The organism is Citrobacter sp. UYEF32, assembly GCF_040546205.1.
In the GTDB taxonomy this organism is placed as follows: Bacteria; Pseudomonadota; Gammaproteobacteria; order Enterobacterales; family Enterobacteriaceae; genus Phytobacter; species Phytobacter diazotrophicus.
In genome coordinates this window covers 42,248-68,353 of the sequence record NZ_JBEPNI010000003.1, presented here as the reverse complement: position 1 = coordinate 68,353, position 26,106 = coordinate 42,248, and the positions used below count along the sequence as shown (strand labels likewise).

The following is a 26,106-nucleotide window of genomic DNA, read 5'->3' as shown; positions in this document are numbered from 1 at the left end:
CGGTGTAGCAGACCAAAGGGCGCTACACCGCAGGCAATCAGAATTGCGGATTCAGTGGGTAACGCGGCTTATCACCAAACCATTTTTGATAGAGCGTGGCGTTCTCACCGGACGCGTTGATCTCAAACAGGAATTCATTGAGGTAGTTCAGCCATACCTGGTCGCCCTGCTTCACACCAAAGGCGTTATATTCCAGCGGCACCAGCGCTTCATTGGTGACCGTCAGGGTCGGATCAAGCTTGGCCTGATAAGCGAGGAAGTTGTTATCCTCAATCATTGCATCAGCCTGCCCCTGCTTCACCGCCAGAATGGCCGCCTGGGAAGAGTCGTATTCCTGAATTTTGACCTCAATGCCCATACTGCGCACTTCGTCTCCGTTGGTTGACCCTTTCACCGTAGCGATGGTCTTACCGGCCATATCATGCGCCGATTTGATGCCGCTCTCTTTACGGACCAACATCGCTTCGCTCGCCACAACATACGGGTGGGTGAAACCGATCTCTTTGGCGCGTTCCAGGTTGCGCGTGAAGTTACAGAACACCACGTCCACTTTGTTGGTTTGCAGGTTAGGGATGCGGTTGGCGCTGGTCGTGTTCACCATTTCCAGTTTCACGCCCATCTCTTTCGCCAGCGCTTTCGCCAAATCGACGTCGTAACCATCCGGTTTGCCGTCTTTATCGTAAAAACCGAAGGGAGCGAAACTCAGGCAATCACCCACGCGTAACGTGCCGCGTTGCAATACGGTTTGCAGCGTCGATTGGGGAGCCGCACCCGCCACTTGCTTCTCTTCCGTGGGGGTACAACCGGCAACGGCCAGCAGGGCCAGCGTTCCGGCGATGATTTTTAACGAAGTTGCATTCATTGTTTTGCTCGCTTATTAAATGGAGACGACATAAAAAGCATCAGTTATTAACGGGCAGCCCTGGTGTGGGCGAATAAATAAAAATCTCAGTGAATTATCAGATAAATAATATTATTTTCGGTCGGCGCGAAAGCATTTCATATCCACTTCCACTTTGCAGTCGACGACTAAATCCTGCACGCTACAAATACGTGCCGGTGGGTTTCCGGTAAATATCTCGCTGAAAACTTTATTAAAGGAACTGAAATAACGTGCGTCGGTTAATACTGCCGTGACGTGTACCACATCCTCTACCCTGTACCCCGCCTCGCGCATAATGGACAGGCAGTTATCAAACGCCAGACGGGTCTGCTCAATGATCCCGCCTTCCACCACTTCGCCTTCGCGCATCGGCGTCTGGCCTGAGATATACAGCCAGCCATCAGCCTCAACGGCGCGTGCGAACGGCAGTTTTTGCCCGCCCGTACCAGTGCCGCCTTCAATGCCATAACGCTTAATCGTCATGCAATGCTGCTCCTTTTTGTTCTGAGAATCGCCATGAATACCGCGTCACAACCGTCTGGTATATCGGACCGTTATCTGCAATATCGGATAGAGCAAGATTTGCACAGGTTTTTTACTTTTGCAATATATCCCGATCAATTTAATTTTTTGTGGTGTTGTGGCGATCGCAAAATAAAAAATGAATGGGGGGAATGGCAGAATGAAAATGTTACCGGGGTCGTAATTTTAAAAAAATAATTTGTGCGCCATGCGCTAAAATGAGGCCCCAAAATAGAACAAAGAAATATAAAAACCGGTAGTAAAATTTTAATTACCGGGGATGGGTTAACGACGACGCTGGGTGTATCATGCTTTTCTTTTTTATTGTCTTTACTGTCTGGCGCGACCGCCCGACTGCATCAGGAGAATTTGCTTATGCCGGACGAGAAGCCATCGCGTGCGCGCGGTGTTGACCGGGTTATCGACATTTTTCACCAGTTGCATATCGCTCGTCAGCCGATGGCGATGCGCGATTTGATCGAGGCCACCGGCGCGCCGCGCTCCAGTGTATATGAACTTGTCAGCCTGCTCAGCGAGGCCGGGCTGCTGGAAGTGGATGCCGACGGCGCGGTGTTCTTTGGCCGTGAAATGCACTATTACGGTGCAGATTATATGGCACATAACGATCTTATCCGCCGCTCACATCAGTTAATGGTTGAACTGGTCGCCCGCCATGGCGAGACGGTGCAGCTCTGTATGCTGGAGGGGAATAAGTACACCGTCGTGCTGTCGGAAAGTAATGCCCACCCGTTCAAAATCACGTCGGATATCGGCGTGCGGGTACCGATCACCTGGACGGCGACTGGCCGTCTGTTACTCAGTAATTGGTCGGACAGCGCTATTCTCAACCTTATACCCGAAGAAGATTACCGTCTGGCGAACGGGCAAGTGCTCGATAAACAAGCCTTCCTGGAAGATATTCATCGTGCCGGACAGCAGGGCTATTGTCTGACTGAGGGGTTATCGGAGAGTTTTACCTGCTGTATGGCGGCGCCGATTCGTTCTCGTAGCGGGCAGGCGGTCGCGGCGATCTGTTTTATGGTGAGTCGCGATACACCGGAGGAGCGCCGTCAAATGTTGCTCAAAGAGTTGATCGTTTCCGGCCAAAAACTGTCGGATTTCACCTGAGTCCGGCATGTTTTCCCTGCTCCGGCAGGCGGAAGAGCAGCCATCAACAACGACATCGCCAGTTGCGTTGAGACGTAAAAAATCCGGAATCAGCGGGCTGAATCCGGATTGTCTCTTGTCGGGGAAATCTTTTTACTGCGCTTACACCGTCAGGTTAATCTCGTCAGAGAAATTTTCCGCAGGCTCCAGTTTCAGCTCCAGCGCCGCAAGGACCTCGCGGGCGCGACCATGAAACTCACGAAGCGTATGCTCCAGCCGGTCAGTCACTTCTGAATCTTTTATCTCGGTTGCTTTCCAGTTCCCGTCTTTATCGTACAGCCCAAAATGGTAGCTATAGGTAAAACGGTCTTGGTGCGCTTCCATTTCCATCCACCAGCCCCAAAATTCACGCTTCTCCGGCGCGGGCTTTACATTGACGCATACGGCCAGGCAATCAAAAAAGAAGCGATTATCGGCACACTGTTCTTCCCGAATATACGGGCCTAGCGCGGTAAACCTTTTAATGAGTTTGCTCTTGGGATGTCCACTCGGTAACGTCATTGCGATCTCCTTATGTGATGCAACTGTTTTACCAAATCAATCAAAATTAGCAATCCATTAACGCAATCTATCATTGATCCAGTCGGTAATGTCCCGCAGCGCCTTATCAAAATTGCGATAAACCGGATTAAACGGGATTTCGAGTAATTTACCATCCGCAGATGACGACGTGATTAAACGCGACTCCTCCTCCGGGCTGAACGGATCGTTTTTCCAGAAGCCAGACAGCATCGGCGTCGGGCAGCGCCGCCCCAGTAACCCCTGCGTTTTTAGCGAATAGCGATTCAGCTCAACATACAGTGACTCATCCGACGCATTGTGCATGCCAAGCCGACTGGCGAGCACGTCCATATACATCTCCGGCACGCGCCCCAGTTGCTGGGGGTTAGTGAGCAGCGCATGCACAACTGGCCCCAGACAGGCCACGGCTTTCAGGCGCGGAGACTCCAGATAACCAAGGCGGACCGCCACGTTGGCACCAAAGCGGAAACCAAACGCTGCCACGCGTGTATGGTCAACCCACGGAATGTTCGGCAGCGCTTTCAGCACGTGTTGATGCAGCAGGCTCGAATCCTGGGTGAGTTTCCATTTTGAGGAGAACCCCACAGAAGGCATATCCAGCGTCAGCATGGCGATGCCTTTCGGCGCAAAATAGCGTTCATACAGGTTGTAGTAATCGCTTTGCAGGCCATCCAGCCCGCCGCACATCAGGACGGTGGGAAAAGGTCCCTCCCCTTTGGGCATATGCAAGAAGCCAATCACCGGAGAACCGCCGGGAATCGCAAATTCCATCTCTTTCATGGTGCCCGGCAGACGTTGCGCTGCTTCTTCATAGGCGCGATTCGCCAGCGCCTGCGCCTGCTCCGCCAGCACATCCCCTTTAATATGCGGATAAGCGGCGATGCTATAGAGGTTTGACGCATGCAGCCAGTGCTGGCCGCTGAGGGTGGTATCCTGCTCCTGGCTGGCTTTTTGCTGCCACTGCATAGCCTGAGTGGACCATTCGTAGATCCAGTTGCCGCCGCGATAACCGACCACCGTATCGTAAAGTTCAGGATCGGTATGTTCCGCCGTGCTCATGGCGATCCGCGCCTGTACGTCCAGGATCTCTTTCGGATCAACGCCCCGCCAGATCCACATCAGTCGGTTGATCATCCGATACCAGTGGGGCGCATTGTTACCGTCAAGGGTGGATTCTACAGGCGACTGTTTGCTATGGGTAAGGCGACGCACCAGCGTTGAGGTTTCCGGGTGCTTGAAGCGGGGTTTGAACAGGGTTTCGCTGAGGTTAGCTTGTGGCATTACGCGCAGCCTCCATGAATACGTCGATGACGGTATTGTAACCTGGTGGATGCGAAAAAAAACAACGCCCGGCGATGCCAGGCGTTGTAAATAATCATAAAGAGAGGATTAACGACCAGAGATAGGCGGAACGAAGACCACGCCCATATCCCACGGCTGTTCAATCCAGGTATCCTGCGGGATATCAATCACGTAATCGTCAACCAGCGGACGCCCGGCCGGTTTAGCGAAAATAGTGACGAAGTGCGCTTTTGGGTACATTTCGCGGATAGCCACCGCGGTGCCGCCGGTATCGACCAGATCATCAATAACGATGAAACCTTCACCATCACCCTCTGCGCGTTTGATAATTTTCATTTCGCGCTGGTTGTCGTGGTCATAACTGGAAATGCAAACGGTATCGACATGGCGAATACCCAGTTCACGTGCCAGTAATGCGCCCGGAACCAGACCACCACGGCTAACGGCAATAATGCCTTTCCACTGTTCAGAAGGCATCAGGCGGTTTGCCAGTTTGCGTGCATGAATCTGCAACATGTCCCAGGTGACGACGTATTTTTCGCTCATGTGAAGTGTCCCAGCCTGTGTATATACGGCTTAAAAAGTGTTCTACGGGGAAATAGGTTGCGCGAGATTATAGAGATCTGTCGCGCTAAAAACCAGTGTTACCGGGCCGGGCTGGCGCTTTTTACGCGACGCGTACTAACAGAGAGACAATAAAGTGGTATTCTCAAGTCCATCTCGCAATCCGGCCTTGTGATTGTTCTGTAGTTTAACCCTCGGACCTGCAAAATATGCTGGCAGGCCTTTTAAAGGAGACTCATCGTGTCTGAATTGTCTCAACTATCGCCACAACCGCTGTGGGATATTTTTGCCAAAATCTGTTCTATTCCTCATCCGTCTTACCATGAAGAAGAACTCGCCGCGCACATCATGAGCTGGGCGAAAGAAAAAGGCTTACATGCGGAACGCGATCAGGTTGGCAACATTCTGCTGCGCAAACCGGCAACGGCAGGTATGGAAAACCGCAAACCGGTTGTGCTACAGGCGCACCTGGATATGGTGCCGCAGAAAAACAACGACACCGTACATGACTTCACCAAAGACCCGATTCAGCCCTACATCGATGGCGAATGGGTAAAAGCGCGCGGCACTACGCTTGGCGCTGATAACGGTATCGGTATGGCATCCGCGCTGGCGGTGCTGGCGGATGACCGCGTTGAGCATGGTCCCCTGGAAGTGCTGCTGACCATGACCGAAGAGTCCGGCATGGATGGCGCGTTTGGTCTGCAGCCCGGCTGGTTGCAGGCTGATATTCTGATCAACACTGACTCAGAAGAAGAAGGCGAAATCTACATGGGTTGCGCCGGCGGTATTGATTTCATCACCACCCTGCCGCTCTCCCGCGAAGCGGTACCTGCGGGCTACCAGACGTTCAAACTGACCCTGAAAGGGCTGAAAGGCGGCCACTCCGGCGGCGATATTCATCTGGGTCTTGGTAACGCCAACAAATTGCTGGCGCGCTTCCTGGCAGGCCACGCGGCTGAGCTGGACCTGCGTCTGGCCGATTTCAACGGCGGAACCCTGCGTAACGCTATCCCGCGTGAAGCCTTCGCCACGTTTGCCGTTCCGGCCGATAAAGCTGAACAGTTGAAAACGCTGGCAGCAATTTATCAGGACATCCTGAAAAACGAGCTGGCGATGAAAGAGAAAAACCTGGTGGTACTGCTGGATAGCGTTTCCAGCGACAAGCAGGCGCTGACCTCTGCTTCCCGCGATAGCTTCATTCAATTGCTGAACGCCACGCCAAACGGTGTGATCCGTAACTCCGACGTTGCCAAAGGCGTGGTCGAGACCTCCCTGAACGTTGGCGTGGTCACCATGCAGGACGACAGCGTGGAAATCATCTGTCTGATCCGCTCTTTGATCGATAGCGGCAAAGATTATGTGGTGAGCATGCTGGAATCGCTGGGCAAACTGGCTGGTGCAAAAACCGCTCCGAAAGGCGGCTACCCTGGCTGGCAGCCGGATGCGAACTCACCGGTGATGCATCTGGTGCGTGAGACCTATCAGCGTCTGTTCAACAAGACGCCGAACATTCAGATCATTCACGCCGGTCTGGAATGTGGTCTGTTCAAAAAACCGTACCCGGATATGGATATGGTTTCTATTGGGCCCACCATCACCGGTCCGCACTCCCCGGATGAGCAGGTACATATCGAAAGCGTGAGCCATTACTGGACGCTGCTGACCGAGCTGCTGAAAGCTATTCCGGCGAAATAAGTCGTATTGTCCGCACCTTGTACTGGTGCGGACACTTCCCTTTTATCTTCCTGTTACCTTCTTATTTTCACGCTTATCACAGCCCCAGCACCAACTGACGTTCTAATTGCGGATCGAGCAGCGTCACATGCAAACCCACTAAACGCACGCCGCGCCCGCTACGCCGCTCATTCCAGGTTTTCCGCGCCGTCGCCAGCAAATCGTCTTTATTTAAGCGTGGCCAGACGTGTTCCTGGGTGGTGAGCTGGAAATCGGCAAACTTGAGTTTGACTCCCTGCCGGGCAATCAACAGATCGGGTTTTATCTTTGCCAGCCGCCGTTCCAGTTCCGGATAAAGGTGTTGGTTGATAATGGCTTCACACTCTTCCCATTCATGAATGTCTTCTATCAGCGTACGCTCCACGCCAACCGATTTGCGCAGCCGGTCACTACTGATATGTCGCTCATCAATCCCCTGACTGCGCTCCCACAACACGCGACCAAATTTACCGAAGCGTTTTAGCAACATCGCCAGGTCACTGTTCTGCACATCTTCGCAGGTACGCAACCCAAGCGTTTCCAGTTTTGCCGCCGACACCTTGCCAACGCCCGGAATTTTACTGAGTGGCAGCGTACGTAAAAACGCCGGTACATCCGCAGGGGCAATGACATATTGCCCGTCAGGTTTATTCAGATCTGAGGCGATTTTCGCCAGGAACTTCACCGGTGCAATCCCGGCCGATGCGGTGAGTTGGGTTTCGCGGAATATGGTCCGGCGAATCTCTTCTGCCATTAACGTTGCCGAACCGTGGCAGTGGGGGCTGTCGGTCACATCCAGATACGCTTCATCCAGCGACAGGGGCTCAATCAGGCTTGTATAACGGGAAAAGATTTCGCGGATCTGGTGAGAGGCTTCCCGGTAGGCTTCAAAGCGCCCCGGTAATAAGGTGAGATGCGGGCAGAGCTTTAACGCCATTGCCGTGGGCATGGCGCTGCGCACGCCATATTTACGCGCCGGATAGTTAGCCGTGCTGATAACGCCGCGCTGAACCCGGCTGCCGCCGATAGCGATAGGGATATCCCGCAGAGCCGGGTTATCACGCATCTCCACCGCCGCAAAAAAGCAGTCCATATCGACATGTATGATTTTGCGCATACGCTCACCTTATCAGATACTGGATAAGTATACAGCATCATTACCCATAATGAGAAGAGTGAGGAAAAAAGAGGGTTCACAGTGAAAAAAACGCCTAATAGCGCTGTTATTTCTGGGGTTTTCATCAGACAATATTTAACAGGGGGACCGCTGCAAAAAACTAATTTGTAAACTCAGCGATCCGGGCTTGCGAAAAACTACCGTGATGCTACTGTGGGCGCACCCAATCCAGATTAATCTGAATTTATGGGATTCTTTTGCCGTCCTGGCAATGTGGTAACCGTTTTATCAAGGAAACAAGCAGTATGCGCAAAATCGCATTTTTTCTTGCGATGCTTCTGATGCCGTGCGTCTCGTTTGCCAGCTTATTAAGCAGCAATGGTTCAACAACGCCGATCAGCAAAGAATATAAGCAGCAGTTGATGGGGTCGCCGGTATACATCCAGATCTTCAAAGAAGAGCGTACCCTTGATCTCTACGTCAAAATGGGTGAGCAATATCAGCTCCTCAATAGTTACAAAATTTGTAACTACTCCGGCGGCCTGGGTCCGAAACAGCGTCAGGGCGATTTCAAAAGCCCGGAAGGGTTCTATTCCATTCAGCGCAGCCAGCTAAAACCGGATAGCCGTTTTTATAAAGCCATCAATATTGGTTTTCCTAACGCCTATGACCGTGCCCACGGTTATGAAGGGAAATACCTGATGATCCACGGCGCGTGCGTGTCGATTGGCTGTTACGCCATGACCGATTCGCAAATCGACGAGATTTTCCAGTTCGTCACCGCCGCGCTGGTGTTTGGTCAGGAAAGCGTGCAACTGAGCATCTACCCGTTCCGTATGACGGACGCGAATATGCAGCGTCACAAATATTCGACCTATGCGAAATTCTGGGAACAGTTAAAACCGGGTTATGACTTCTTCCAGCAGACGCAGAAACCGCCTGTGGTCTCTGTTGTTGACGGGAACTACGTGGTCAGCAAACCGCTGAGCCACGAAGTTATTCACCCGCAGTTGGCGTCAAACTATACGCTCCCCGAGACAAAATAATGCCCATTCGCCTGGCATAATCTTTTGCCAGGTTTCATTGCCCGTTAGCGGCTGGGTAGCAATCACGGTAACCACATCGTTAGGTGTGGTTTCCCGCTGAAAATCAATTTCCACATCCTGATCCAGCAGTTTCGCCACGCCAAACGGTGCCCGACGGGTAATGCAGAACAGATTGGTCGAGCAGAACGCCATGACATAACGCCCATCCGACAGCAGCATATTAAAAACACCCTTCCCACGCAGTTCAGTCGCCAGCGTCGCGATATATTTAAATACCGCTTCCATATTGCCCGGAGTACGCGGATAGCGCGTGGTGAGTTTGTGCAGCAGCCAGCAGAAAGCTTTTTCGCTGTCGGTTTCCCCGACAGGACGAAAGTTGCCGGTCTCCAGCGATTTATACCCGGTTAACTGCCCGTTATGGGCGTAGGTCCAGTTGCGTCCCCAGAGTTCACGGGTAAAGGGGTGCGTGTTTTCCAGCGCCACTTCACCACGGTTCGCCTGGCGAATATGGGCCACCACCGAGCAGGACTTTATCGGGTACTCCTGCACCAGACGGGCAATCGGAGAGTTAAAGCTGGGTTGCGGGTCTTTAAACGTACGACAGCCTTTGCCTTCGTAAAAGGTGATACCCCAGCCATCTTTATGCGGCCCGGTTCCCCCACCGCGCTGAACAAGCCCGGTGAAACTAAAGCAAATATCGGTTGGCACATTGGCGCTCATCCCGAGCAGTTCGCACATTCAACACCCCCAAACGCCCAAATATGGAGAAGGCGTAATTGTCGCAGCCAGTTTGAACACGGACAGCGCGTAAGAACCGGAGCGTACACCGGGTACGAGAGGATTCTGAACACAGCCCTGGTTCAAACTGGCGAATAAAATAGCCTTCTTACGCTTTTACCATCTCTTTTTCGATCAGCATAATCAGGATATGGATCACTTTAATGTGGATTTCCTGAATGCGGTCGGCGTAACCAAAGTGCGGTACACGGATTTCAACGTCGGCAGTACCTGCCATTTTGCCGCCGTCTTTACCGGTCAGGGTGATGACTTTCATGCCCTGCGCGCGCGCCGCGTCAATCGCTTTAATGACATTACCAGAATTACCGGAAGTAGAAATACCTAACAGTACATCCCCTGCACGGCCAACGGCTTCAACATAGCGAGAGAAAACATGGTCGTAACCAAAGTCATTACTGACGCAGGAGAGATGGCTCACATCAGAAATCGCAATCCCCGGATAACCCGGACGGTTTTCACGATAGCGTCCCGTTAACTCTTCGGCAAAGTGCATCGCATCACAGTGGGAACCACCATTGCCGCAGGACAATACCTTACCGCCGGCTTTGAAGCTGTCAGCCAGCAGAACCGCTGCACGCTGAATGGCGTGAATATTGGCATCGTCTTTTAAAAAGTTTGCCAGCGTTTCCGCTGCTTCGTTCAGTTCGTTACGAATCAGATCCTGGTACATGAGGATATCCTTCAGTATGAAAGCAGTATGAATATAAATTCTCGCGCGCAGTTTACCGGATAGCATGGCAAGCGAGAAGCTAAAGCCATGGTGATCGTCGGGGGTTTTCGTTTTTCGTGCCACATTCCTCCCCAACAATGTGAACCAGGTTGTAATTATTTTGTAAACACATTGCTAAAAGAAATAACATCCACTACAACCATATCATCACAAGTGGTCAGACCTCCTACAAGCAAGGGAGCTTTTCTCTATGATGATTTTGAGTCTTCTCGCAACTGTTGTCCTACTCGGCGTGTTGTTCTATCACCGGGTGAGTCTGCTGCTCAGCAGCGTAATCCTCCTGGCATGGACTGCCGCGCTTGGCGCTTCAGGTCTGTGGTCCATCTGGGTATTGGTGCCGTTGGCCATTATCCTTGTGCCCTTCAACTTTGCGCCGATGCGTAAATCGCTGATCTCTGCGCCAGTCTTCCGCGGCTTTCGTAAAGTGATGCCGCCGATGTCCCGTACGGAAAAAGAAGCTATCGATGCCGGTACAACCTGGTGGGAAGGCGATCTGTTCCGCGGTAATCCTGACTGGAAAAAACTGCACAATTACCCGCAGCCGCGCCTGACCGCCGAAGAACAGGCCTTTATTGATGGCCCGGTGGAAGAAGCCTGCCGTATGGCTAACGACTTTCAGATTACCCATGAAATGGCCGATTTACCGCCAGAACTGTGGGCGTATCTGAAAGAACATCGCTTCTTCGCGATGATCATTAAAAAAGAGTACGGCGGCCTGGAATTCTCTGCTTACGCCCAGTCCCGCGTATTGCAAAAACTCTCCGGGGTTTCCGGTATCCTGGCGATCACCGTCGGCGTACCTAACTCTTTAGGGCCGGGCGAACTGCTGCAACATTACGGCACCGAAGAGCAGAAAAATCATTACTTACCCCGTCTGGCGCGTGGACAGGAAATTCCGTGCTTCGCACTGACCAGCCCGGAAGCCGGTTCTGATGCGGGCGCCATCCCGGACACAGGCGTCGTCTGCATGGGCGACTGGCAGGGTGAACAGGTGCTCGGTATGCGCCTGACCTGGAACAAACGCTATATCACGCTGGCGCCTATCGCGACCGTACTGGGCCTGGCGTTTAAACTCTCTGACCCGGAAAAACTGCTGGGTGGCGAAGAAGATCTCGGTATTACCTGTGCGCTGATCCCCACCAACACCCCGGGCGTTGAAATTGGTCGTCGTCACTTCCCGCTGAACGTCCCGTTCCAGAACGGTCCGACGCGTGGTCAGGATATCTTCGTACCGATTGATTACATCATCGGCGGTCCGAAAATGGCCGGACAGGGCTGGCGTATGCTGGTGGAATGTCTGTCCGTGGGCCGTGGTATCACCCTGCCATCCAACTCCACGGGCGGCCTGAAATCGGTGGCGCTGGGTATTGGCGCCTATGCTCATATCCGTCGTCAGTTCAAAGTCGCTATCGGTAAGATGGAAGGGATCGAAGAACCACTGGCACGTATCGCGGGTAACGCCTATGTGATGGATGCCGCTGCCGCGTTGATTACGTATGGCATTATGCTCGGTGAGAAACCGGCGGTGCTCTCCGCCATTGTGAAGTATCACTGTACTCACCGTGGCCAGCAGTCAATCATTGACGCAATGGATATCGCTGGCGGTAAAGGCATTATGCTCGGCGAAGGCAACTTCCTGGCTCGCGCCTATCAGGGCGCACCGATTGCCATCACCGTTGAGGGGGCCAATATTCTGACCCGCAGCATGATGATCTTCGGTCAGGGCGCGATTCGCTGCCATCCGTACGTGCTGGATGAAATGGCCGCCGCGCAAAACAATGACGTGGATGCGTTCGACAAATTGCTGTTTAAACATATCGGGCATGTGGGTAGCAATAAGATGCGTAGCTTCTGGCTGGGGCTGACGCGCGGGCTGACCAGTTCGGCCCCGACCAGCGATTCAACCAAACGCTACTATCAGCATATCAACCGCTTAAGTGCCAACCTCGCGCTGCTGTCGGATGTGTCGATGGCGGTACTGGGCGGTAGCCTGAAACGTCGTGAACGTATCTCGGCACGTCTCGGGGATATCTTAAGTCAGGTGTTCCTCGCCTCTGCGGTGCTGAAACGCTATGACGATGAAGGCCGCCATGAGATGGATCTGCCGCTGGTGCACTGGGGCGTACAGGACGCGCTGTATCAGGCTGAACAGGCGATGGACGATCTGCTGGCCAACTTCCCGAACCGTGTGGTTGCGGGTCTGCTGCGGGTGGTGATTTTCCCGACCGGTCGTCACTACCTGGCACCGTCCGATAAGCTGGATCATCAGGTCGCTAAGATTCTGCAAACGCCGTGCGCCACCCGTTCGCGTATTGGTCGTGGTCAGTACCTGACGCCGAGCGAACATAACCCGGTCGGTCTGCTGGAAGAGGCGCTGCTTGACGTGATCGCCGCCGACCCGATTCATCAGCGCATTTGTAAAGAGCTCGGTAAAAACCTGCCGTTCACACGTCTGGACGTGCTGGCAAGAGAGGCGCTGGCCGGCGGGCTTATCAATCAGGACGAAGCTGAGATCCTGACAAAAGCCGAAACCAGCCGTCTGCGCAGTATCAATGTCGACGATTTCGAACCGGAAGAGCTGGCAACGCAGCCGGTAAAAACGCCGGAAAAGGTGCGTAAACCTCAGGCTGCATAACGCCCTCCTCGAGAGACCCTGACCCCGCTTCGTGCGGGGTTTTTTATTACCACAAATTCCCTTTTTCTCGTGCTAAAGTGTAAAAATGCTGTTTAAGGGGAGCTTAAATCGTGCCTGGTTTAAAAATTACGCTGTTGCAACAACCTTTAGTCTGGATGGACGGTCCGGCCAATTTGCGCCATTTCGACCGCCAGCTTGAAGATATCACCGGGCGTGATGTGATAGTCCTGCCGGAAATGTTCACCACCGGTTTTGCGATGGAAGCGGCGAAGCAGTCGATGCCGCAAGAAGACGTTGTGGCGTGGATGCAGGCCAAAGCGCTCCAGACGAACGCGCTGGTCGCGGGCAGTGCCGCGCTGCAAACAGAGCGCGGCCCGGTTAACCGTTTCCTGCTGGTCGAGCCGGAAGGGGCTGTTCATTTCTATGATAAGCGCCATCTGTTCCGTATGGCCGATGAACATCACCATTACGAAGCCGGTAACGAGCGCGTGGTGTTTGAGTGGCGCGGCTGGCGTATTTTACCGCTGGTCTGTTACGACCTGCGCTTCCCGGTCTGGTCGCGCAATCGCGATGATTACGATCTGGCGCTGTATGTCGCCAACTGGCCTGCGCCGCGTTCGCTGCACTGGCAATCGCTATTGGTGGCTCGCGCTATTGAAAACCTGGCGTATGTCGCGGGCTGCAACCGTGTGGGTACCGATGGCAACGGGCATCATTATCGTGGCGACAGCCGGGTCATTAACCCGCAGGGCGAGGTTATTGCCACCGCCGAGCCCCACCAGGCTATCCGCATTGATGCCGAGTTGTCGATGGCCGCATTAAAAGAGTACCGCGAGAAGTTTCCCGCCTGGCAGGACGCCGATCCGTTTACGCTTGGGTGATATGACGTTCCCCTTTACCCGTTCACGTGTCCGAAGTTGACATGTCGCCATGAACATAAGGTGAACGGAATGACCATCAGAGCCGCATTTTCCCCCTCATCCTGGCCCTCTCCCCAAAGAGGAGAGGGGACCGTTCGTGCTCGCATTTATGTGGGGATTCCTCTGCCCCAGGGGAGAGGGAGAAAACCGGTCGTAGCCCGGATCAGGCGCCTGCGCCGCCATCCGGGAATTGTCCCCGGCGGCGCTGGCGCTTACCGGGGCTACACGATAATTTCCCCTCTTTCAGGGAAACACTGAATTACATTAACGCTCTCACCGCTTCACTGTATGCCCGCAACGCGTGCGCCACATCCTGCTGCTGCACGCTCTCGGCCGGATGATGGCTGATCCCTCTGTCACAACGCACAAATAACATGGCCGATGGCCAGCGTTCCGCAATCGCGATGGCATCATGCCCGGCACCACTTGGCAGCAACAGCACGCGCCCCTGCACCGCCTCAACGGCACCAGCCAGCACATTACGCAGATGCGTATCACAAGGTGTTGCCGCAATGGAGTAAAAAATATCGTAGCTAAAACCAACGCCACGTGCCTGCCCAATGCGCACGGCCTCATCCAGCAGGGCGTTTAACAGCGTCTCCCGCAGATCATCGTTCGGGCTGCGGATATCCAGCGTCAACGTCACCGCTCCCGGGATCACGTTCACCGCACCGGGCTCACACTGCAGCGTACCGACCGTTGCCACCAGCTCCGGGCCAGACTCCCGCGTTTTTTGTTCAACAAACCCGATCCACTGGGCGGCGGCGGTCAATGCATCGTGACGATGGCTCATCGGCACGGTGCCCGCATGCCCCGCTTCCCCGCTAAACCGACAGGTCAACCTGCGCGCACCGTTGATCGCGGTGACCACGCCGAGCGGCAGATCTTCTTGCTCAAGTACCGGCCCCTGCTCGATGTGCAGCTCCAGATACGCGGAAAAATCCTCACGGGCACGTTCCGCCGTGGCGATACGTGTAGGCTCCAGACCGGCATTGACCATCGCCTGCGCCACGCTTATCCCCTGCGCATCTTCGCAATCCAGCCAGCCCGGCGGCCAGGTGCCGGTCAGCCCCCGGCTTCCTAACAGCGTGATGTTAAAGCGCGTGCCCTCTTCATCAGCAAACCCGACGATCTCAATGGCCTGTGAACCACGCAAACCCTGACGGTGCAGCCAGTCCACCACTTCGATGGCAGTCAGCACGCCGAGCATGCCGTCGTAGCGTCCGGCGTCACGAACGGTGTCCAGGTGCGATCCGAGCAACACCGCCTGTGCACCGTCGCTTGCCGCTTCGTAGCGTCCGCAAATATTGCCTACCGCATCTTGCCAGGTGAGCATTCCCGCATCCTGCATCCACTGCGCCACCTGCGCGTTTGCCCGCAGATGTTCGCAAGAGAGGTAAACCCGGGTGAGTTGACCCGGCGTTTCACTGATCTCTGCCAGCGCATCGCAACGCGTCATTACCCGGTGCGCAGCGCGGTCAGCCTCATCGGCAGTCATCATCATGCCACCCCTTCGTAGACATCCCAGGCGGCCTGCATTCCCGCTCCCTGTACAGTGCGCAGGCCCAGACGGTTAAGCACCGCTTCCAGAGCTGTGAGGGTTTGCAGCACACAATCTTTGCGCGCGTTATACCCCATAGTGCCAATACGCCAGATTTTGCCCTGTAGCGGGCCAAACGAGGTGCCGATTTCAATGTGAAAATCATCCAGCAGGCGCTTACGCACCTCTTCACCATGCACAACCGACGGGATCATCACCCCGAGTACGTTATTCATCTTGTGATGAATATCGCCAAACACCTCCAGCCCCATTCCCTGGATCCCCGCCAGCATGGCGCGGCCATGTAATTCGTGGCGGGCAATCAGCGCGTCCATCCCCTCTTCCAGCATGATGCGTGCGCACTCACGGGCGGCAAACAGCATGCTGGTGGCTTCGGTATGGTGGTTCAGGCGTTCCGGCCCCCAGTAGTCCATCACCATGCCGAGATCGAAATAGTTGGAGTAGATCATCTCGTCATCGCCGTCCTGATGCGTATCGGTACGGATCCCCTGCTCCACGCATTTGCGTGCGCGAATGGCCTCTTCCATTTGTGGGCTCAGGGTGATGGGCGAACTGCCCGACGGACCGCCCAGGCATTTCTGCAAACCCGCGGAGACCGCATCCAGCCCCCAGGCATCGGTCTCCAGCGCGTTACCGCCGAGCGATGCGGTGGCATCGGTATAAAACAACACGCCATGACGGCGGCAAATCTCACCCAGATTTTCCAGCGGCTGCAGCATTGTGGTAGAGGTATCACCCTGCACCGTCAGTAACAGGCGAGGCTTAACACGCTTGATGGCGTCTTCAATCTGATCGGGCGTAAAAACGTCCCCCCAGGGCACCTCGATGGTGTGTACTTCCGCACGGCAGCGACGGGCGATTTCACATAACAGATGCCCGAAACGGCCAAAGACCGGTACCAGCACCTTGTCGCCAGGGCGGATCGCAGAGACGAGGATCGCTTCGATCCCGGCGCGCGAGGTGCCATCTACCAGCATGGTCCAGCGGTTTTGCGTGCGGAATACCTCGCGGTAGAGGGCCATTACCTCATTCATATAGCCGGTCATAACCGGGTCATACTGCCCCACCAGTTGGCTCGCCATGGCACGTAAAACGCGCGGGTCGGCGTTGATAGGTCCCGGCCCCATCAGTAAACGGTGGGGCGGGTTAATTTGCGCAGAGTGCTGAGAGTCGAACATGGACACATCCTTTGGTATACAAAAGTGATCGTCATGAAACAAAAGATTCTTAGTGCTACTTTCTGCAACTAATGTGCCACAGAGGAAATGAAGACACCAGCCTGCTATTGCGCTGATTTCGTCCTTTTTCAGCGCGGATTAACGTTATCTGCCCGCACCATAACGATCCCCTGAACGGGTGCAAAAGCACCAATGCAGTGCATCATCGTTGCTCCAGTTCGTCGAGTTCTGTATACAGCGATGCGATGTTATGGATACGTTGACGTCCCTCCGTCAGGGCGCTGTGCAGTAACGCATTCGCCAGTAAATTCACCAGACTCATGGCACTGCTGTAGCTATCGAACGCCGATACGCTGTCGAGCGGCAGGCCGAAGTGCCAGCGGGCAAGCGTGGTAATGCCCGCCGCCTGCGGTTCGCTGATGGCAACAGTCGGCACGCCCTGTTTGTGCAGCGCTTCCAGTACCGGGCGGATAACCCGTGGACGACGGCGAAAAGCGACCACCACCACCACATCCTGCGGGGTGATATCCACTAACTCTTCTGCCAGTGTCTGCCCCGGCTGAGGCATCAGACTGACCTGACCACGGATTTGCATCAGTTGCTGGCGCAGATGCAAGGCCACCGGCGCGCTGTTGCGCAGGCCAAGAATAAAGACGCGCTGCGCTGCGCCCAACGCCTGTACCACATCGGCAAACTGTACGGCATCTAACGCATTCACCCACTGGGTCAGGTTCGCCATCTCCTGCTTGTAGTGTCGCGCCAGCAAGGTGTTGCCCTGTACGGCATCGCGGTTTTCCGTCAGCGGCATGCCGCTTTGGCGCAGTGTACGCACCTCGTCGCGCATCTCTTTGAAACGATCATAGCCAAGCCGTTTAAACAGGCGGCTGACAGTGGCTTTTGACACGCCGCTCAGACGGGCCAGTTCGGCGCTGTTGTAGCTCATCAGGTCATCAAAATGATCCATGATAAATGAGGCAACTCGCTGTTCTTGCGGGGATAATTCGTTATAGCACTCACGTAAGCGCGTATCTAACTGCTGCATAGACCCTCCTGCAACTTTCGTTTCACATTAAGCTGACACAGTGAAACGCTTGCCGTCAATCTGGAACAGCTCTTGCTTAGCTCTCTGACTTACCCGAACAAAGAGAGCATGACGATGCAAAGTAATGTTGCCCCTTCCGGTATGGCGGTAACGCCCCACCACCTTGCCAGCGAATCGGCATTATCGGTGTTGCGCCACGGCGGTGATGCGATTGAGGCGATGATCGCCGCAGCCGCTACCATTGCGGTGGTCTATCCCCATATGAATGGCATCGGCGGCGATGGTTTCTGGCTGATAGTGCCACCCGAAGGCGCGCCCCTCGCCATTGACGCCAGCGGCGCCGCCGGGCAACTGGCGACACGTGATTTCTATCGCGGGCATAGCCATATTCCCCATCGTGGCCCGCTGGCGGCGCTCACGGTTCCCGGCACGCTGAGCGGCTGGGACGAGGCGCTGAACGTATCAGCGTCACTGGGCGGCGGGCAATTGCCGCTCTCCCGTCTGCTGGCCGACGCCATCCGTTACGCCAGCGAAGGGATCCCGGTAACACAGTCGCAGGCCAGCGCCACGCAAAGTAAATACCCGGAACTGGTGGATGTGCCGGGCTTTAGCGAGACTTTTCTAATTCAGGGCGAAGTCCCACAGGCGGGCAGCCGTTTCTGCCAGCCGCGCCTCGCCCGCACATTAACCCGCCTCGCCACCGACGGACTGGACAGTTTTTATCGCGGAGCGCTCGCCGATCAGATGGCGGCGGAAATGAGCGCGCTCGGCCTGCCACTGACCGCTCAGGATCTGGCGGCTCACCGTGCCCACCGCCGGGTACCGCTTCGCCTGAGCCACAGCAAGGGCGACATCTTCAATATGACGCCGCCAACGCAAGGGCTGGTGTCGCTGGCCATCCTCGGCATTACCGACCATCTGGATATGGCGCAGGCCAGCGAAGTACAGACCATTCACCGCATCGTCGAAGCAACCAAACAGGCCTTTGGCCTGCGTGACCGCTACATCACCGATCCACGCCACGTCACGCTGCCGGTCCAAAGTCTGCTGGAGCAGGCACCACTGCAACGGCTGGCCGCCAGCATCGATGACAAGCGGGCCGCCCCCTGGGGCAAAGGCAAAGGACCGGGGGATACCGTCTGGATGGGTGTGATGGATAAAAACGGGCTGGCGGTGTCGTTTATTCAGAGCATTTATCACGAGTTCGGTAGCGGCGTGGTGCTGCCAGAGAGCGGCGTGCTGTTACAAAACCGGGGCGCGGCATTCAGTCTCGACCCGGATCATTTGCTGGCGCTGGTACCCGGTAAACAACCTTTCCACACCCTCAACCCGGCGGCGGCACGGCTGAAAGATGGCCGCACCATGGTCTACGGCACGATGGGGGGCGACGGGCAACCGCAAACGCAGGCCGCCATATTTACCCGCCACGTGATGCAAAACATGCCTTTGCAGGAAGCAGTATGCGCCCCCCGCTGGTTGCTGGGCCGCACCTGGGGGCAAACGTCCGATAGCCTGAAGCTGGAGGGGCGATTCAGCGAGGCCACGTATCAAGCGTTGCGTGACCTGGGCCATGACGTTGAATGGTTGCCGGGGCTGAGCGAAGCCACCGGGCACGCCGGGGCGATTGTGCGTCATCCCAACGGGATGCTCGAAGGGGCATTTGATCCACGCAGTAACGGCAGCGCGGCCGGTTTTTAAGGAGTCATTATGAGCGATAACAAATTCGACTGGCCGACATACATCCGGTTGATGGAACAACTCCTGGCGGTACCGCTGGACGATGAACGCCGGGCCGAACTCGAAGTTCAGCTCACCCGCATCGCGACCATGGCGCAGCCGCTGATGGCTTTCCCACTGCCGCACCGTCAGGAAGGCGCAGGAGAATATCGGCTATGAGCTTATCCATTCGGGACATTCAGCAGGGACTACGTAGCAAAACCTTTAGCGCGCGCGAACTGGCACAGCAATCACTGGCACTGATTGAACAGGCTAACCCCGGCATCAACGCCTTCACCGGCGTAACGGCGACGCGCATGCTCACCGAAGCCGCGCACATCGACGCCCGGCGTGCTGCGGGCGAAACCTTGCCTGCGCTGGCAGGCGTACCCTATGCGGTGAAAAACCTGTTCGATGTGGAGGGGGTTACCACGCTGGCGGGGGCAAAGCTGTTCAGCACTCAGCCCCCCGCAACAAAAGATGCATTCGCCATTCGCCAGCTTACGAATGCGGGTGCAACGCTGGCCGGCACGCTCAACATGGATGCCTATGCCTATGGCTTCACTACCGAAAACAGCCACTATGGTGCGACGCGTAACCCGCGAGACCTCACCCGGGTGGCGGGTGGTTCATCGGGCGGCTCAGCGGCGGCCGTTGCTGGCGGGATGGTCAATTTTGCGCTGGGCACCGACACCAACGGTTCAATTCGCGTTCCCGCCTCGCTGTGCGGCGTGCCGGGGCTAAAGCCCACCTTTGGACGCTTATCACGCAGCGGTAGCCATCCGTTTGTCGCCAGTCTGGATCACATCGGCCCGCTGGCACGTAACGTGGAGGATTTGGCCTGTGTCTATGACGCGCTCCAGGGACATGACGTGGAAGACAACTGGCAATCACCACACGAACCTGCCGCCACGCTGCCCACGTTATCCAGTACGGGGGCGCTACGCTGTGCCGTGCTGGAGGGCTATTTCACCACCTGGTGTAATGCTGATGCCCGCGCCGCCGTCAACGCGGTGGCACAAGCTCTGGGCGCTAACCAGACGCGGGTATTGCCGGAAGCGGAGCTGGCGCGTTCAGCCGCGTTTTTGCTTTCTGCGGCAGAGGGGGGTAACCATTATCTTCCTGCGCTACGAACGGATGCCGATACGTTTGAGCTTAACTCCCGCGAGCGCTTGCTGGCAGGCGCAATGACCCCCTCGGCCTGGTATACCCAGGCACAGCGTTTTCGCGCCTGGTTTCGCGATAAAACGCTACCGCTGTTTAACGATGTCGATCTGCTTCTGGCCCCGGCGACGCCGTGCAGCGCAACGCCAATTGGCGAGAACACCATGCGCATTAACCATACCGATTTACCGATCAAAGCCAGTATGGGGATGCTGACGCAGCCCATCTCGTTTTTAGGCCTGCCGGTGGTAACCGTGCCCGTAAAAACCGCCTCGGGATTACCGATTGGCGTACAGATTATTGCCGCCCCCTGGCAGGAGTCACGCTGTCTGCAGGCGGCGTGGAGACTGGAGCAGGCGGGCGTTCTTTACCCACAGGAAGCATGATGAACAGAGACAATATCGACCGTCCGACAGTATTAAATGAGGTCACCGCTGCGTTTTATCGTTATGAGCAGGCGCTTATCAGTAATGATGTGGCAGTGCTGGATGAGCTTTTCTGGGCGGACCCGCGCACGGTGCGCTACGGCGCAACAGAGAATTTGTACGGCATTGAGGCGATCCGCGAGTTTCGTAATGCACGCCCCTCAGCGGGGCTGGACAGACTGCTGCGTAATACCACGATCACCACCTACGGTGAGGATATGGCAGTCGCGAGCACGGAGTTTACGCGCGAGAACAGTGAACGGGTGGGCCGCCAGATGCAGACCTGGGTGAAGTTCCCCTATGGCTGGCGGATTGTGGCGGCGCATGTCAGTTTGATGGGGTAAAAAGGAAAGATGGGTGCGGCTGGATGCCCTCCCCCCTGTCCCCTTCCACAGGGAGAGGGAGAAAACCCCTCTCTGCTCGCATGGAAAACATTGCCCGGATAAGGTGCCAGCGCCGTCATACGGGAATTGTCCCCGGTGGCGCTGCGCTTGCCGGGGCTACAGGGTGCCCCCTCTCCCCGGGGGCTGAGGAATCCCCAGTAATCTTACGTCTTACAGCGATAACGCCGCTTAATAAGAATAAAACAATGACAGCGATGACAGGGTCCGGCTGAAAATCGATGAGGCGTTGCGGCTGACCGGGGCCGCCCGCAGGGAAGCGGGCGGAGGGGATAGCCTGCAAGGACGCAGGCTGGTCCACGACCCGAAAGTCAGACGACATAAGCATCATGGACCGCGCCAGCGGCGATTTTCCTGGCCGGGAACCCGGGTCGCCAGGGTGGTGGCGGTGAGCCACCCTGGCACGTTCACGGGTTCTGTCGCGACAGAAAAGCAAGGAACATAAGGTGAACGAGATGACCATCAGAGCCGCATTTTCCCCCTCACCCTAACCCTCTCCCCAAAGAGGAGAGGGGACCGTTCGTGCTCGCATTTTGTGGGGATTCCTCACCTTTGAGGGAGAGGGCCGGAGTGAGGGGATGAACTCACGCCGGAGTATACGGATGCGTCTTCACCCAGTGCTCGGCAATATCCTGACGGCGGCAAATCCACACACCTTCGTGACTCTGCACATAATCCAGGAAACGCTGCAATGCGCGGAAACGGCCGGGGCGACCCAATAGCCGACAGTGCATGCCAATCGACATCATCTTCGGTGCCGTTTCCCCCTCTTCATACAGCACATCAAAACTGTCTTTCAGGTAGGTATAGAACTGCTCGGCGGTATTAAAACCCTGCGCGGTGGCAAAGCGCATATCGTTCGCATCCAGCGTATAAGGCACAATCAGATGAGGCTTCTCGTCAACCGTTGTCCAGAACGGCAGGTCGTCGCCGTAGTAATCGCTGTCATACAGCAGACCGCCCTGCTCCACCACCAGCTTGCGGGTGTTCGGGCTATCGCGCCCGGTATACCAGCCGAGCGGCGCTTTGCCAAACAGCGTCGTGAGGATCTCCAGCGCCTGCTGCATATGCTGACGCTCGGTCTGGATATCCATATTTTGATAGTGGATCCAACGCCAGCCGTGGCTCACCACGTCATACTCCGCGGCGTTGATCGCAGCGACGATCTCCGGGTTGCGCGCCAGCGCCATTGCGATACCAAACACCGTTAAAGGCAGGCCGCGCTTCTGGAATTCATTGTGGATGCGCCAGAAACCTGCGCGGGAACCGTATTCATACAGTGAGTCCATCGACATATGTATTGCCGGGTAACTCGCCGCACCAATAATGTCTGACAAAAATTGTTCAGAACCGGCGTCGCCATGCAGGACGTGGTTCTCGCCGCCTTCTTCGAAATTAAGGACAAACTGCACGGCAATGCGCGCCCCCCCGGGCCATTGCGCATGAGGGGGTTTTCCGGCATACCCTGCCATATCGCGCGGGTAGTTATCGGTAAAGTGCCAGACAGGCTTGTCCGTATCTGAATGCATGCTGATTCGACCTCATTTTGGGGCCGCTTTCAGCTCAGCATTTCAAAGCATCCTGAAAGCGGCTTTTTATTGGGATACGCCAGATCGCCGTACTTGCTGGTACCAAGCCCCAGAGCCAGGAGGGATTCCACCATTTTCACCGCTGCCGTGACGCCATCGATCACCGGAATACCCAGCTCCTGCGTCAGCTCACTGGCAAGGTTCGCCATCCCGCCACAGCCGAGAACAATAGCGCCGCTATTATCTTCCCGTTTGGCTTGTATACAACGCTCGCGTACTTTCTGCTGAGCAAGACCCGTGCCATCTTCTAACGCCAGTACCGGTAAATCGATCGCATGCAGTGCGGCGCAGTGATGCCCAAAGCCATATTGCTGCAGTAAATGACGGGCGATGATCAGCGTGCGCGGCAAGGTGGTGACGATGGAAAAACGCGTCGCGACCAGCGTGGCGACATGCATCGCCGCTTCGGCAATTCCCACGACCGGCCCGCTTGCCAGCTCGCGGGCGGCCAGCAGCCCCGGATCGCCAAAACAGGCAATGACATGGCCTTGCGCCCCCTGTGCCATGCCTTTTTTTATCTGTTCCAGCACGCCAATGGCGGCAATCGCCTCATCAAAATGCCCTTCAATTGATGCCACGCCCTGGCTCGGACAACTGGCGAGGATCGTCGTACCTGGTGCGGCGACACTGCGGGCAGCGCTGGCAATGGTATGCGTCATTTCCGGGCTGGTATTGGGGTTGATCACCTGTATACAGAATTGTGTCATGCCTGTTCTCCTGGCGCGCCAAACAGGCGGGCAAAATCGGGGAGGATGTCGCCGCCGCGCTCAAAGCTGAGGCTTGAGACAATATGATCGAAGTGGTGGGCCATAGCATGGCTCAGCGCCGCGCCATCTTTCTTACGCAGCAGTTCGATGAGCCTGTCGTGGTCGTCGCAGCGGCACCCGCGCTGCCAGGGGGCGCCCCAGGCGGCAATCACCAGCGACGAACGTTGCGCCAGCGTGGTTACAATATCGGTCACTACGGCATTGCCAGAGATAGCCTGCAACTGGATATGAAATGCCGCGGAATAACGAATCGCCGCCGCGCCATCGTGGTTCTGATGCGCCTCTTCTTCCTGCGCGATGATTTTCTCGAGCCCAACAATATGTGGCGGCTGTAGATGCTCAAGTACCTGCGGCAGGTTGGCACACTCGATCATTTTGCGGGTAGAGAAGATCGCTTTCGATTCATCGATATCCGGTTTGGCAACAAATGCACCACGTCTGGGCGTCATCGTGACCATTTGCACCGTCGCAAGGCGCGTCAGGACCTTGCGGATCCCCGTGCGGCTAACGCCAAACACTTCGGCCAGGGCTTCTTCGGGTAATTTGCTGCCGGGCGGTAATTGATGTTCGACAATGGCGGTCATCAGCGACTGCCAGATGAAATTTTCTTTATCTTCCAGATCTGCTGGGGTCTGTAGCCCCGTTGGCTGCTTCATTGGGAAATTCCTTTGTTACCTGGTTCTTATCTTTTTGTATACATCATTAAAATATTTTGTATACATAAAATTAAAACCTGGCCTGGTTCATGCAATACAGGATGGCAGACATAACGTCACAATCTGTATTCAGAGGAGCAGATTCCATGCCAAACCTTGAACCAAATTACAAAGACAGTTACAGCCCACGACTCACTAACAACGATTTGGCCCCGACGCGCGACCAGAACTGGACGTGGTACAACATCTTCTCTTTCTGGATGTCCGACGTTCATAGCATGGGCGGATACGTGGTCGCGGCCAGCTTCTTTGCGCTCGGCCTTGCCAGTTGGCAGGTATTACTGTGCCTGTTGCTGGGAATTTGTATTGTGCAGTTGTGCGCAAACCTTGTTGCCAAACCAAGCCAAATGGCTGGCGTGCCCTATGCGGTTATCTGTCGCCAGGCATTTGGCGTGTTCGGTGCCAATATTCCGGCCGTCATCCGTGGTCTTATCGCCTTTGCCTGGTACGGTATACAAACCTATCTGGCCGCTAACGCGTTAATGCTGGTGATGCTGAAATTCTGGCCATCTCTGGCCCCGATGACCGAAGGGCATTTCCTTGGTCTGTCGCATTTGGGCTGGGTCTGCTTCGGCATTATGTGGGTATTGCAGGCACTGGTGTTCTGGCACGGGATGAGCGCGATTAAACGCTTTATCGATATCGCAGGCCCGGCTGTCTACGTGGTGATGCTGGCGCTGGCGGTGTGGATCCTGTCGCAAACCGGCTTTAGCGGTATCTCGTTTACCCTTGCCAGCAAAGAGCTGACCGCGGGCGAGCAAACCTGGCAGATGATTACCGCAACGGCGCTGGTGGTTTCTTACTTCTCCGGCCCGCTGCTGAACTTTGGCGACTTCTCTCGCTACGGCAAAAGCATGCAGGAAATTCGTCGCGGCAACCGCTGGGGTCTGCCGTTTAACTTCCTGCTGTTCTCCATCGTGACCGTGGTGATCGTGTCAGGTACACAGTCGCTGTTCGGCAAAATGATCACTGATCCTATCGAAACCGTCAGCCACGTGGGCAACAGCCTGGCCATGGCAATTGGTTTGCTGACCATGATTATCGCCACCATTGGGATCAACATTGTGGCTAACTTCGTCTCCCCGGCGTTCGATTTCTCAAACTGCTCGCCGCAGAAGATCAGCTTCCGCACCGGCGGGATGATCGCCGCCGTTGGTTCCGTGCTGCTGACGCCGTGGAACCTGTTCCAGTCACCGGAACTGATCCACTACACGCTGGATGTGCTGGGCTCCTTTATCGGGCCACTGTTCGGTATTCTCCTGGCGGACTTCTACCTGATTAAACGCGGGAAAGTATTTGTCGATGATCTGTTTACCGTCTCCCCGAATGGGCGCTACTGGTACAAAAACGGCATCAACCCGAAAGCGGTTGCCGCACTGGTGCCGTCGGTCGCCGTGTGCCTGGTAATCAGCTTTATTCCGTCACTGCACGAAGTGGCGAACTTTAGCTGGTTTATCGGTGTGTTCCTGGGCGCAGGCAGCTACCGCTGGATTGCACGCCACGATCGTGAAGGGGTTAGCGAAGGGTTTGCTCCGCGTCGCGCAACGGCGAAAGAGTAAACGCAACAGGCCCGGCCTGGGGTGGTCCGGGCCTGTTGCTGACAGAAGATTAAGAAGAAAACAGGC

General features: G+C 55.7%; 24 protein-coding genes. 10 read left to right on the top strand and 14 right to left on the bottom strand.

The genetic code is table 11. The annotated features are described in order from the left end of the window. Positions 1–37 precede the first annotated feature (37 nt). The gene (locus ABIB59_RS08665) at positions 38–862 is read right to left on the bottom strand and encodes an ABC transporter substrate-binding protein (protein ID WP_041852624.1); all 825 of its coding nucleotides are present in this window, start codon (positions 860–862) and stop codon (positions 38–40) included. 111 nt (positions 863–973) lie between these two features. Beyond that, on the bottom strand, positions 974–1,366 hold the full coding sequence (locus ABIB59_RS08660; protein ID WP_047371700.1) for a RidA family protein: 393 nt from the start codon (positions 1,364–1,366) through the stop codon (positions 974–976). 414 nt (positions 1,367–1,780) lie between these two features. Here ABIB59_RS08660 and ABIB59_RS08655 point away from each other — a divergent pair, with 414 nt between their 5' ends. Beyond that, a complete protein-coding gene (locus tag ABIB59_RS08655) occupies positions 1,781–2,533 on the top strand; it encodes an IclR family transcriptional regulator (RefSeq protein ID WP_071195911.1) in 753 nt (250 codons plus the stop codon). A 141-nt stretch (positions 2,534–2,674) separates the two neighbouring features. Here the strand turns inward: ABIB59_RS08655 and crl are convergent, their stop codons facing one another. From crl to gpt, 3 genes are all read right to left on the bottom strand, one after another. Next, complete coding sequence (gene crl, locus ABIB59_RS08650) at positions 2,675–3,073, bottom strand: sigma factor-binding protein Crl (protein WP_041852627.1); 399 nt, start codon at positions 3,071–3,073, stop codon at positions 2,675–2,677. Positions 3,074–3,130: 57 nt separating this feature from the next. Continuing rightward, the gene (gene frsA, locus ABIB59_RS08645; RefSeq protein ID WP_041852628.1) at positions 3,131–4,375 is read right to left on the bottom strand and encodes an esterase FrsA; all 1,245 of its coding nucleotides are present in this window, start codon (positions 4,373–4,375) and stop codon (positions 3,131–3,133) included. 108 nt (positions 4,376–4,483) lie between these two features. Then, a complete protein-coding gene (gene gpt, locus ABIB59_RS08640; protein WP_041852629.1) occupies positions 4,484–4,942 on the bottom strand; it encodes a xanthine phosphoribosyltransferase in 459 nt (152 codons plus the stop codon). Positions 4,943–5,200: 258 nt separating this feature from the next. Between gpt and pepD the strand changes: the two genes are divergently transcribed. Next, positions 5,201–6,658: a cytosol nonspecific dipeptidase gene (gene pepD / locus ABIB59_RS08635; RefSeq protein ID WP_354035025.1), complete on the top strand. Its 1,458-nt coding sequence runs from the start codon at positions 5,201–5,203 to the stop codon at positions 6,656–6,658. A gap of 76 nt (positions 6,659–6,734) precedes the next feature. Here pepD and dinB read toward each other — a convergent pair whose 3' ends face one another. After that, positions 6,735–7,793 (bottom strand): DNA polymerase IV, encoded by a 1,059-nt coding sequence (dinB, locus tag ABIB59_RS08630; RefSeq protein WP_041852631.1) that lies wholly within the window; start codon positions 7,791–7,793, stop codon positions 6,735–6,737. Between the two features lie 305 nt (positions 7,794–8,098). On the opposite strand from dinB, the gene dpaA reads away from it, so the two are divergent. Then, on the top strand, positions 8,099–8,839 hold the full coding sequence (dpaA, locus tag ABIB59_RS08625) for a peptidoglycan meso-diaminopimelic acid protein amidase (protein ID WP_041852632.1): 741 nt from the start codon (positions 8,099–8,101) through the stop codon (positions 8,837–8,839). Here the strand turns inward: dpaA and ABIB59_RS08620 are convergent. After that, a complete protein-coding gene (locus tag ABIB59_RS08620; protein ID WP_041852633.1) occupies positions 8,810–9,577 on the bottom strand; it encodes a class II glutamine amidotransferase in 768 nt (255 codons plus the stop codon). The genes dpaA and ABIB59_RS08620 overlap by 30 nt on opposite strands. A 148-nt stretch (positions 9,578–9,725) precedes the next feature. Beyond that, a complete protein-coding gene (gene lpcA, locus ABIB59_RS08615; RefSeq protein WP_041852634.1) occupies positions 9,726–10,307 on the bottom strand; it encodes a D-sedoheptulose 7-phosphate isomerase in 582 nt (193 codons plus the stop codon). Between the two features lie 250 nt (positions 10,308–10,557). Between lpcA and fadE the strand changes: the two genes are divergently transcribed. Continuing rightward, on the top strand, positions 10,558–13,002 hold the full coding sequence (fadE, locus tag ABIB59_RS08610; protein ID WP_354035022.1) for an acyl-CoA dehydrogenase FadE: 2,445 nt from the start codon (positions 10,558–10,560) through the stop codon (positions 13,000–13,002). A gap of 110 nt (positions 13,003–13,112) precedes the next feature. Further along, positions 13,113–13,883: an amidohydrolase gene (locus ABIB59_RS08605; protein WP_041852636.1), complete on the top strand. Its 771-nt coding sequence runs from the start codon at positions 13,113–13,115 to the stop codon at positions 13,881–13,883. A gap of 298 nt (positions 13,884–14,181) precedes the next feature. Here ABIB59_RS08605 and hpxK read toward each other — a convergent pair whose 3' ends face one another. The 3 genes from hpxK to ABIB59_RS08590 all read right to left on the bottom strand — a co-directional run bounded on the left by hpxK (position 14,182) and on the right by ABIB59_RS08590 (position 17,703). Beyond that, complete coding sequence (gene hpxK, locus ABIB59_RS08600; RefSeq protein ID WP_502910494.1) at positions 14,182–15,426, bottom strand: allantoate amidohydrolase; 1,245 nt, start codon at positions 15,424–15,426, stop codon at positions 14,182–14,184. Next, positions 15,423–16,661 carry a pyridoxal-phosphate-dependent aminotransferase family protein gene (locus ABIB59_RS08595; protein ID WP_041852638.1) on the bottom strand — a complete coding sequence of 413 codons (1,239 nt, stop codon included), beginning with the start codon at positions 16,659–16,661 and terminating at the stop codon, positions 15,423–15,425. Before ABIB59_RS08595 ends, hpxK begins: the two co-directional genes overlap by 4 nt. Positions 16,662–16,863: 202 nt before the next feature. Then, entirely contained in the window at positions 16,864–17,703 is an 840-nt protein-coding gene (locus ABIB59_RS08590) for a MurR/RpiR family transcriptional regulator (RefSeq protein ID WP_041852639.1), read from the bottom strand. 114 nt (positions 17,704–17,817) lie between these two features. Between ABIB59_RS08590 and ABIB59_RS08585 the strand changes: the two genes are divergently transcribed. From ABIB59_RS08585 to hpxZ, 4 genes are read left to right on the top strand one after another with little or no spacing between them, the layout of a single operon-like run. After that, positions 17,818–19,401, top strand: a complete 1,584-nt coding sequence (locus ABIB59_RS08585; protein WP_108702371.1) for a gamma-glutamyltransferase family protein — start codon at positions 17,818–17,820, stop codon at positions 19,399–19,401. A 9-nt stretch (positions 19,402–19,410) separates the two neighbouring features. Next, positions 19,411–19,599 carry an oxalurate catabolism protein HpxX gene (gene hpxX, locus ABIB59_RS08580; protein ID WP_354035019.1) on the top strand — a complete coding sequence of 63 codons (189 nt, stop codon included), beginning with the start codon at positions 19,411–19,413 and terminating at the stop codon, positions 19,597–19,599. Further along, positions 19,596–20,969: an AtzE family amidohydrolase gene (locus ABIB59_RS08575; RefSeq protein WP_354035017.1), complete on the top strand. Its 1,374-nt coding sequence runs from the start codon at positions 19,596–19,598 to the stop codon at positions 20,967–20,969. Before hpxX ends, ABIB59_RS08575 begins: the two co-directional genes overlap by 4 nt. Further along, positions 20,966–21,352 (top strand): oxalurate catabolism protein HpxZ, encoded by a 387-nt coding sequence (gene hpxZ / locus ABIB59_RS08570; protein WP_223878735.1) that lies wholly within the window; start codon positions 20,966–20,968, stop codon positions 21,350–21,352. Before ABIB59_RS08575 ends, hpxZ begins: the two co-directional genes overlap by 4 nt. Positions 21,353–21,993: 641 nt before the next feature. Here the strand turns inward: hpxZ and puuE are convergent. From puuE to ABIB59_RS08555, 3 genes are read right to left on the bottom strand one after another with little or no spacing between them, the layout of a single operon-like run. Next, on the bottom strand, positions 21,994–22,938 hold the full coding sequence (puuE, locus tag ABIB59_RS08565; RefSeq protein ID WP_041852643.1) for an allantoinase PuuE: 945 nt from the start codon (positions 22,936–22,938) through the stop codon (positions 21,994–21,996). Between the two features lie 29 nt (positions 22,939–22,967). Then, on the bottom strand, positions 22,968–23,705 hold the full coding sequence (locus tag ABIB59_RS08560; protein ID WP_125125265.1) for an aspartate/glutamate racemase family protein: 738 nt from the start codon (positions 23,703–23,705) through the stop codon (positions 22,968–22,970). Beyond that, the gene (locus tag ABIB59_RS08555; RefSeq protein ID WP_125125266.1) at positions 23,702–24,421 is read right to left on the bottom strand and encodes a GntR family transcriptional regulator; all 720 of its coding nucleotides are present in this window, start codon (positions 24,419–24,421) and stop codon (positions 23,702–23,704) included. Before ABIB59_RS08555 ends, ABIB59_RS08560 begins: the two co-directional genes overlap by 4 nt. Positions 24,422–24,567: 146 nt before the next feature. Between ABIB59_RS08555 and ABIB59_RS08550 the strand changes: the two genes are divergently transcribed. Further along, the gene (locus tag ABIB59_RS08550) at positions 24,568–26,040 is read left to right on the top strand and encodes an NCS1 family nucleobase:cation symporter-1 (protein ID WP_041852646.1); all 1,473 of its coding nucleotides are present in this window, start codon (positions 24,568–24,570) and stop codon (positions 26,038–26,040) included. The last annotated feature ends 66 nt before the right edge of the window (positions 26,041–26,106 follow it).

Excerpts from the sequence above, each read along its gene's own strand:
- ABIB59_RS08665 (WP_041852624.1), bottom strand. The coding sequence starts at position 862 with ATGAATGCAACTTCGTTAAAAATCATCGCCGGAACGCTGGCCCTGCTG.
- dpaA (WP_041852632.1), top strand. The coding sequence starts at position 8,099 with ATGCGCAAAATCGCATTTTTTCTTGCGATGCTTCTGATGCCGTGCGTC.
- ABIB59_RS08590 (WP_041852639.1), bottom strand. The coding sequence starts at position 17,703 with ATGCAGCAGTTAGATACGCGCTTACGTGAGTGCTATAACGAATTATCC.
- ABIB59_RS08655 (WP_071195911.1), top strand. The coding sequence starts at position 1,781 with ATGCCGGACGAGAAGCCATCGCGTGCGCGCGGTGTTGACCGGGTTATC.
- dinB (WP_041852631.1), bottom strand. The coding sequence starts at position 7,793 with ATGCGCAAAATCATACATGTCGATATGGACTGCTTTTTTGCGGCGGTG.
- ABIB59_RS08620 (WP_041852633.1), bottom strand. The coding sequence starts at position 9,577 with ATGTGCGAACTGCTCGGGATGAGCGCCAATGTGCCAACCGATATTTGC.
- hpxX (WP_354035019.1), top strand. The coding sequence starts at position 19,411 with ATGAGCGATAACAAATTCGACTGGCCGACATACATCCGGTTGATGGAA.
- ABIB59_RS08595 (WP_041852638.1), bottom strand. The coding sequence starts at position 16,661 with ATGTTCGACTCTCAGCACTCTGCGCAAATTAACCCGCCCCACCGTTTA.
- lpcA (WP_041852634.1), bottom strand. The coding sequence starts at position 10,307 with ATGTACCAGGATCTGATTCGTAACGAACTGAACGAAGCAGCGGAAACG.
- puuE (WP_041852643.1), bottom strand. The coding sequence starts at position 22,938 with ATGCATTCAGATACGGACAAGCCTGTCTGGCACTTTACCGATAACTAC.
- ABIB59_RS08550 (WP_041852646.1), top strand. The coding sequence starts at position 24,568 with ATGCCAAACCTTGAACCAAATTACAAAGACAGTTACAGCCCACGACTC.
- ABIB59_RS08585 (WP_108702371.1), top strand. The coding sequence starts at position 17,818 with ATGCAAAGTAATGTTGCCCCTTCCGGTATGGCGGTAACGCCCCACCAC.
- hpxZ (WP_223878735.1), top strand. The coding sequence starts at position 20,966 with ATGATGAACAGAGACAATATCGACCGTCCGACAGTATTAAATGAGGTC.
- frsA (WP_041852628.1), bottom strand. The coding sequence starts at position 4,375 with ATGCCACAAGCTAACCTCAGCGAAACCCTGTTCAAACCCCGCTTCAAG.
- fadE (WP_354035022.1), top strand. The coding sequence starts at position 10,558 with ATGATGATTTTGAGTCTTCTCGCAACTGTTGTCCTACTCGGCGTGTTG.
- ABIB59_RS08560 (WP_125125265.1), bottom strand. The coding sequence starts at position 23,705 with ATGACACAATTCTGTATACAGGTGATCAACCCCAATACCAGCCCGGAA.
- ABIB59_RS08555 (WP_125125266.1), bottom strand. The coding sequence starts at position 24,421 with ATGAAGCAGCCAACGGGGCTACAGACCCCAGCAGATCTGGAAGATAAA.
- ABIB59_RS08660 (WP_047371700.1), bottom strand. The coding sequence starts at position 1,366 with ATGACGATTAAGCGTTATGGCATTGAAGGCGGCACTGGTACGGGCGGG.
- gpt (WP_041852629.1), bottom strand. The coding sequence starts at position 4,942 with ATGAGCGAAAAATACGTCGTCACCTGGGACATGTTGCAGATTCATGCA.
- crl (WP_041852627.1), bottom strand. The coding sequence starts at position 3,073 with ATGACGTTACCGAGTGGACATCCCAAGAGCAAACTCATTAAAAGGTTT.
- hpxK (WP_502910494.1), bottom strand. The coding sequence starts at position 15,426 with ATGATGATGACTGCCGATGAGGCTGACCGCGCTGCGCACCGGGTAATG.
- ABIB59_RS08575 (WP_354035017.1), top strand. The coding sequence starts at position 19,596 with ATGAGCTTATCCATTCGGGACATTCAGCAGGGACTACGTAGCAAAACC.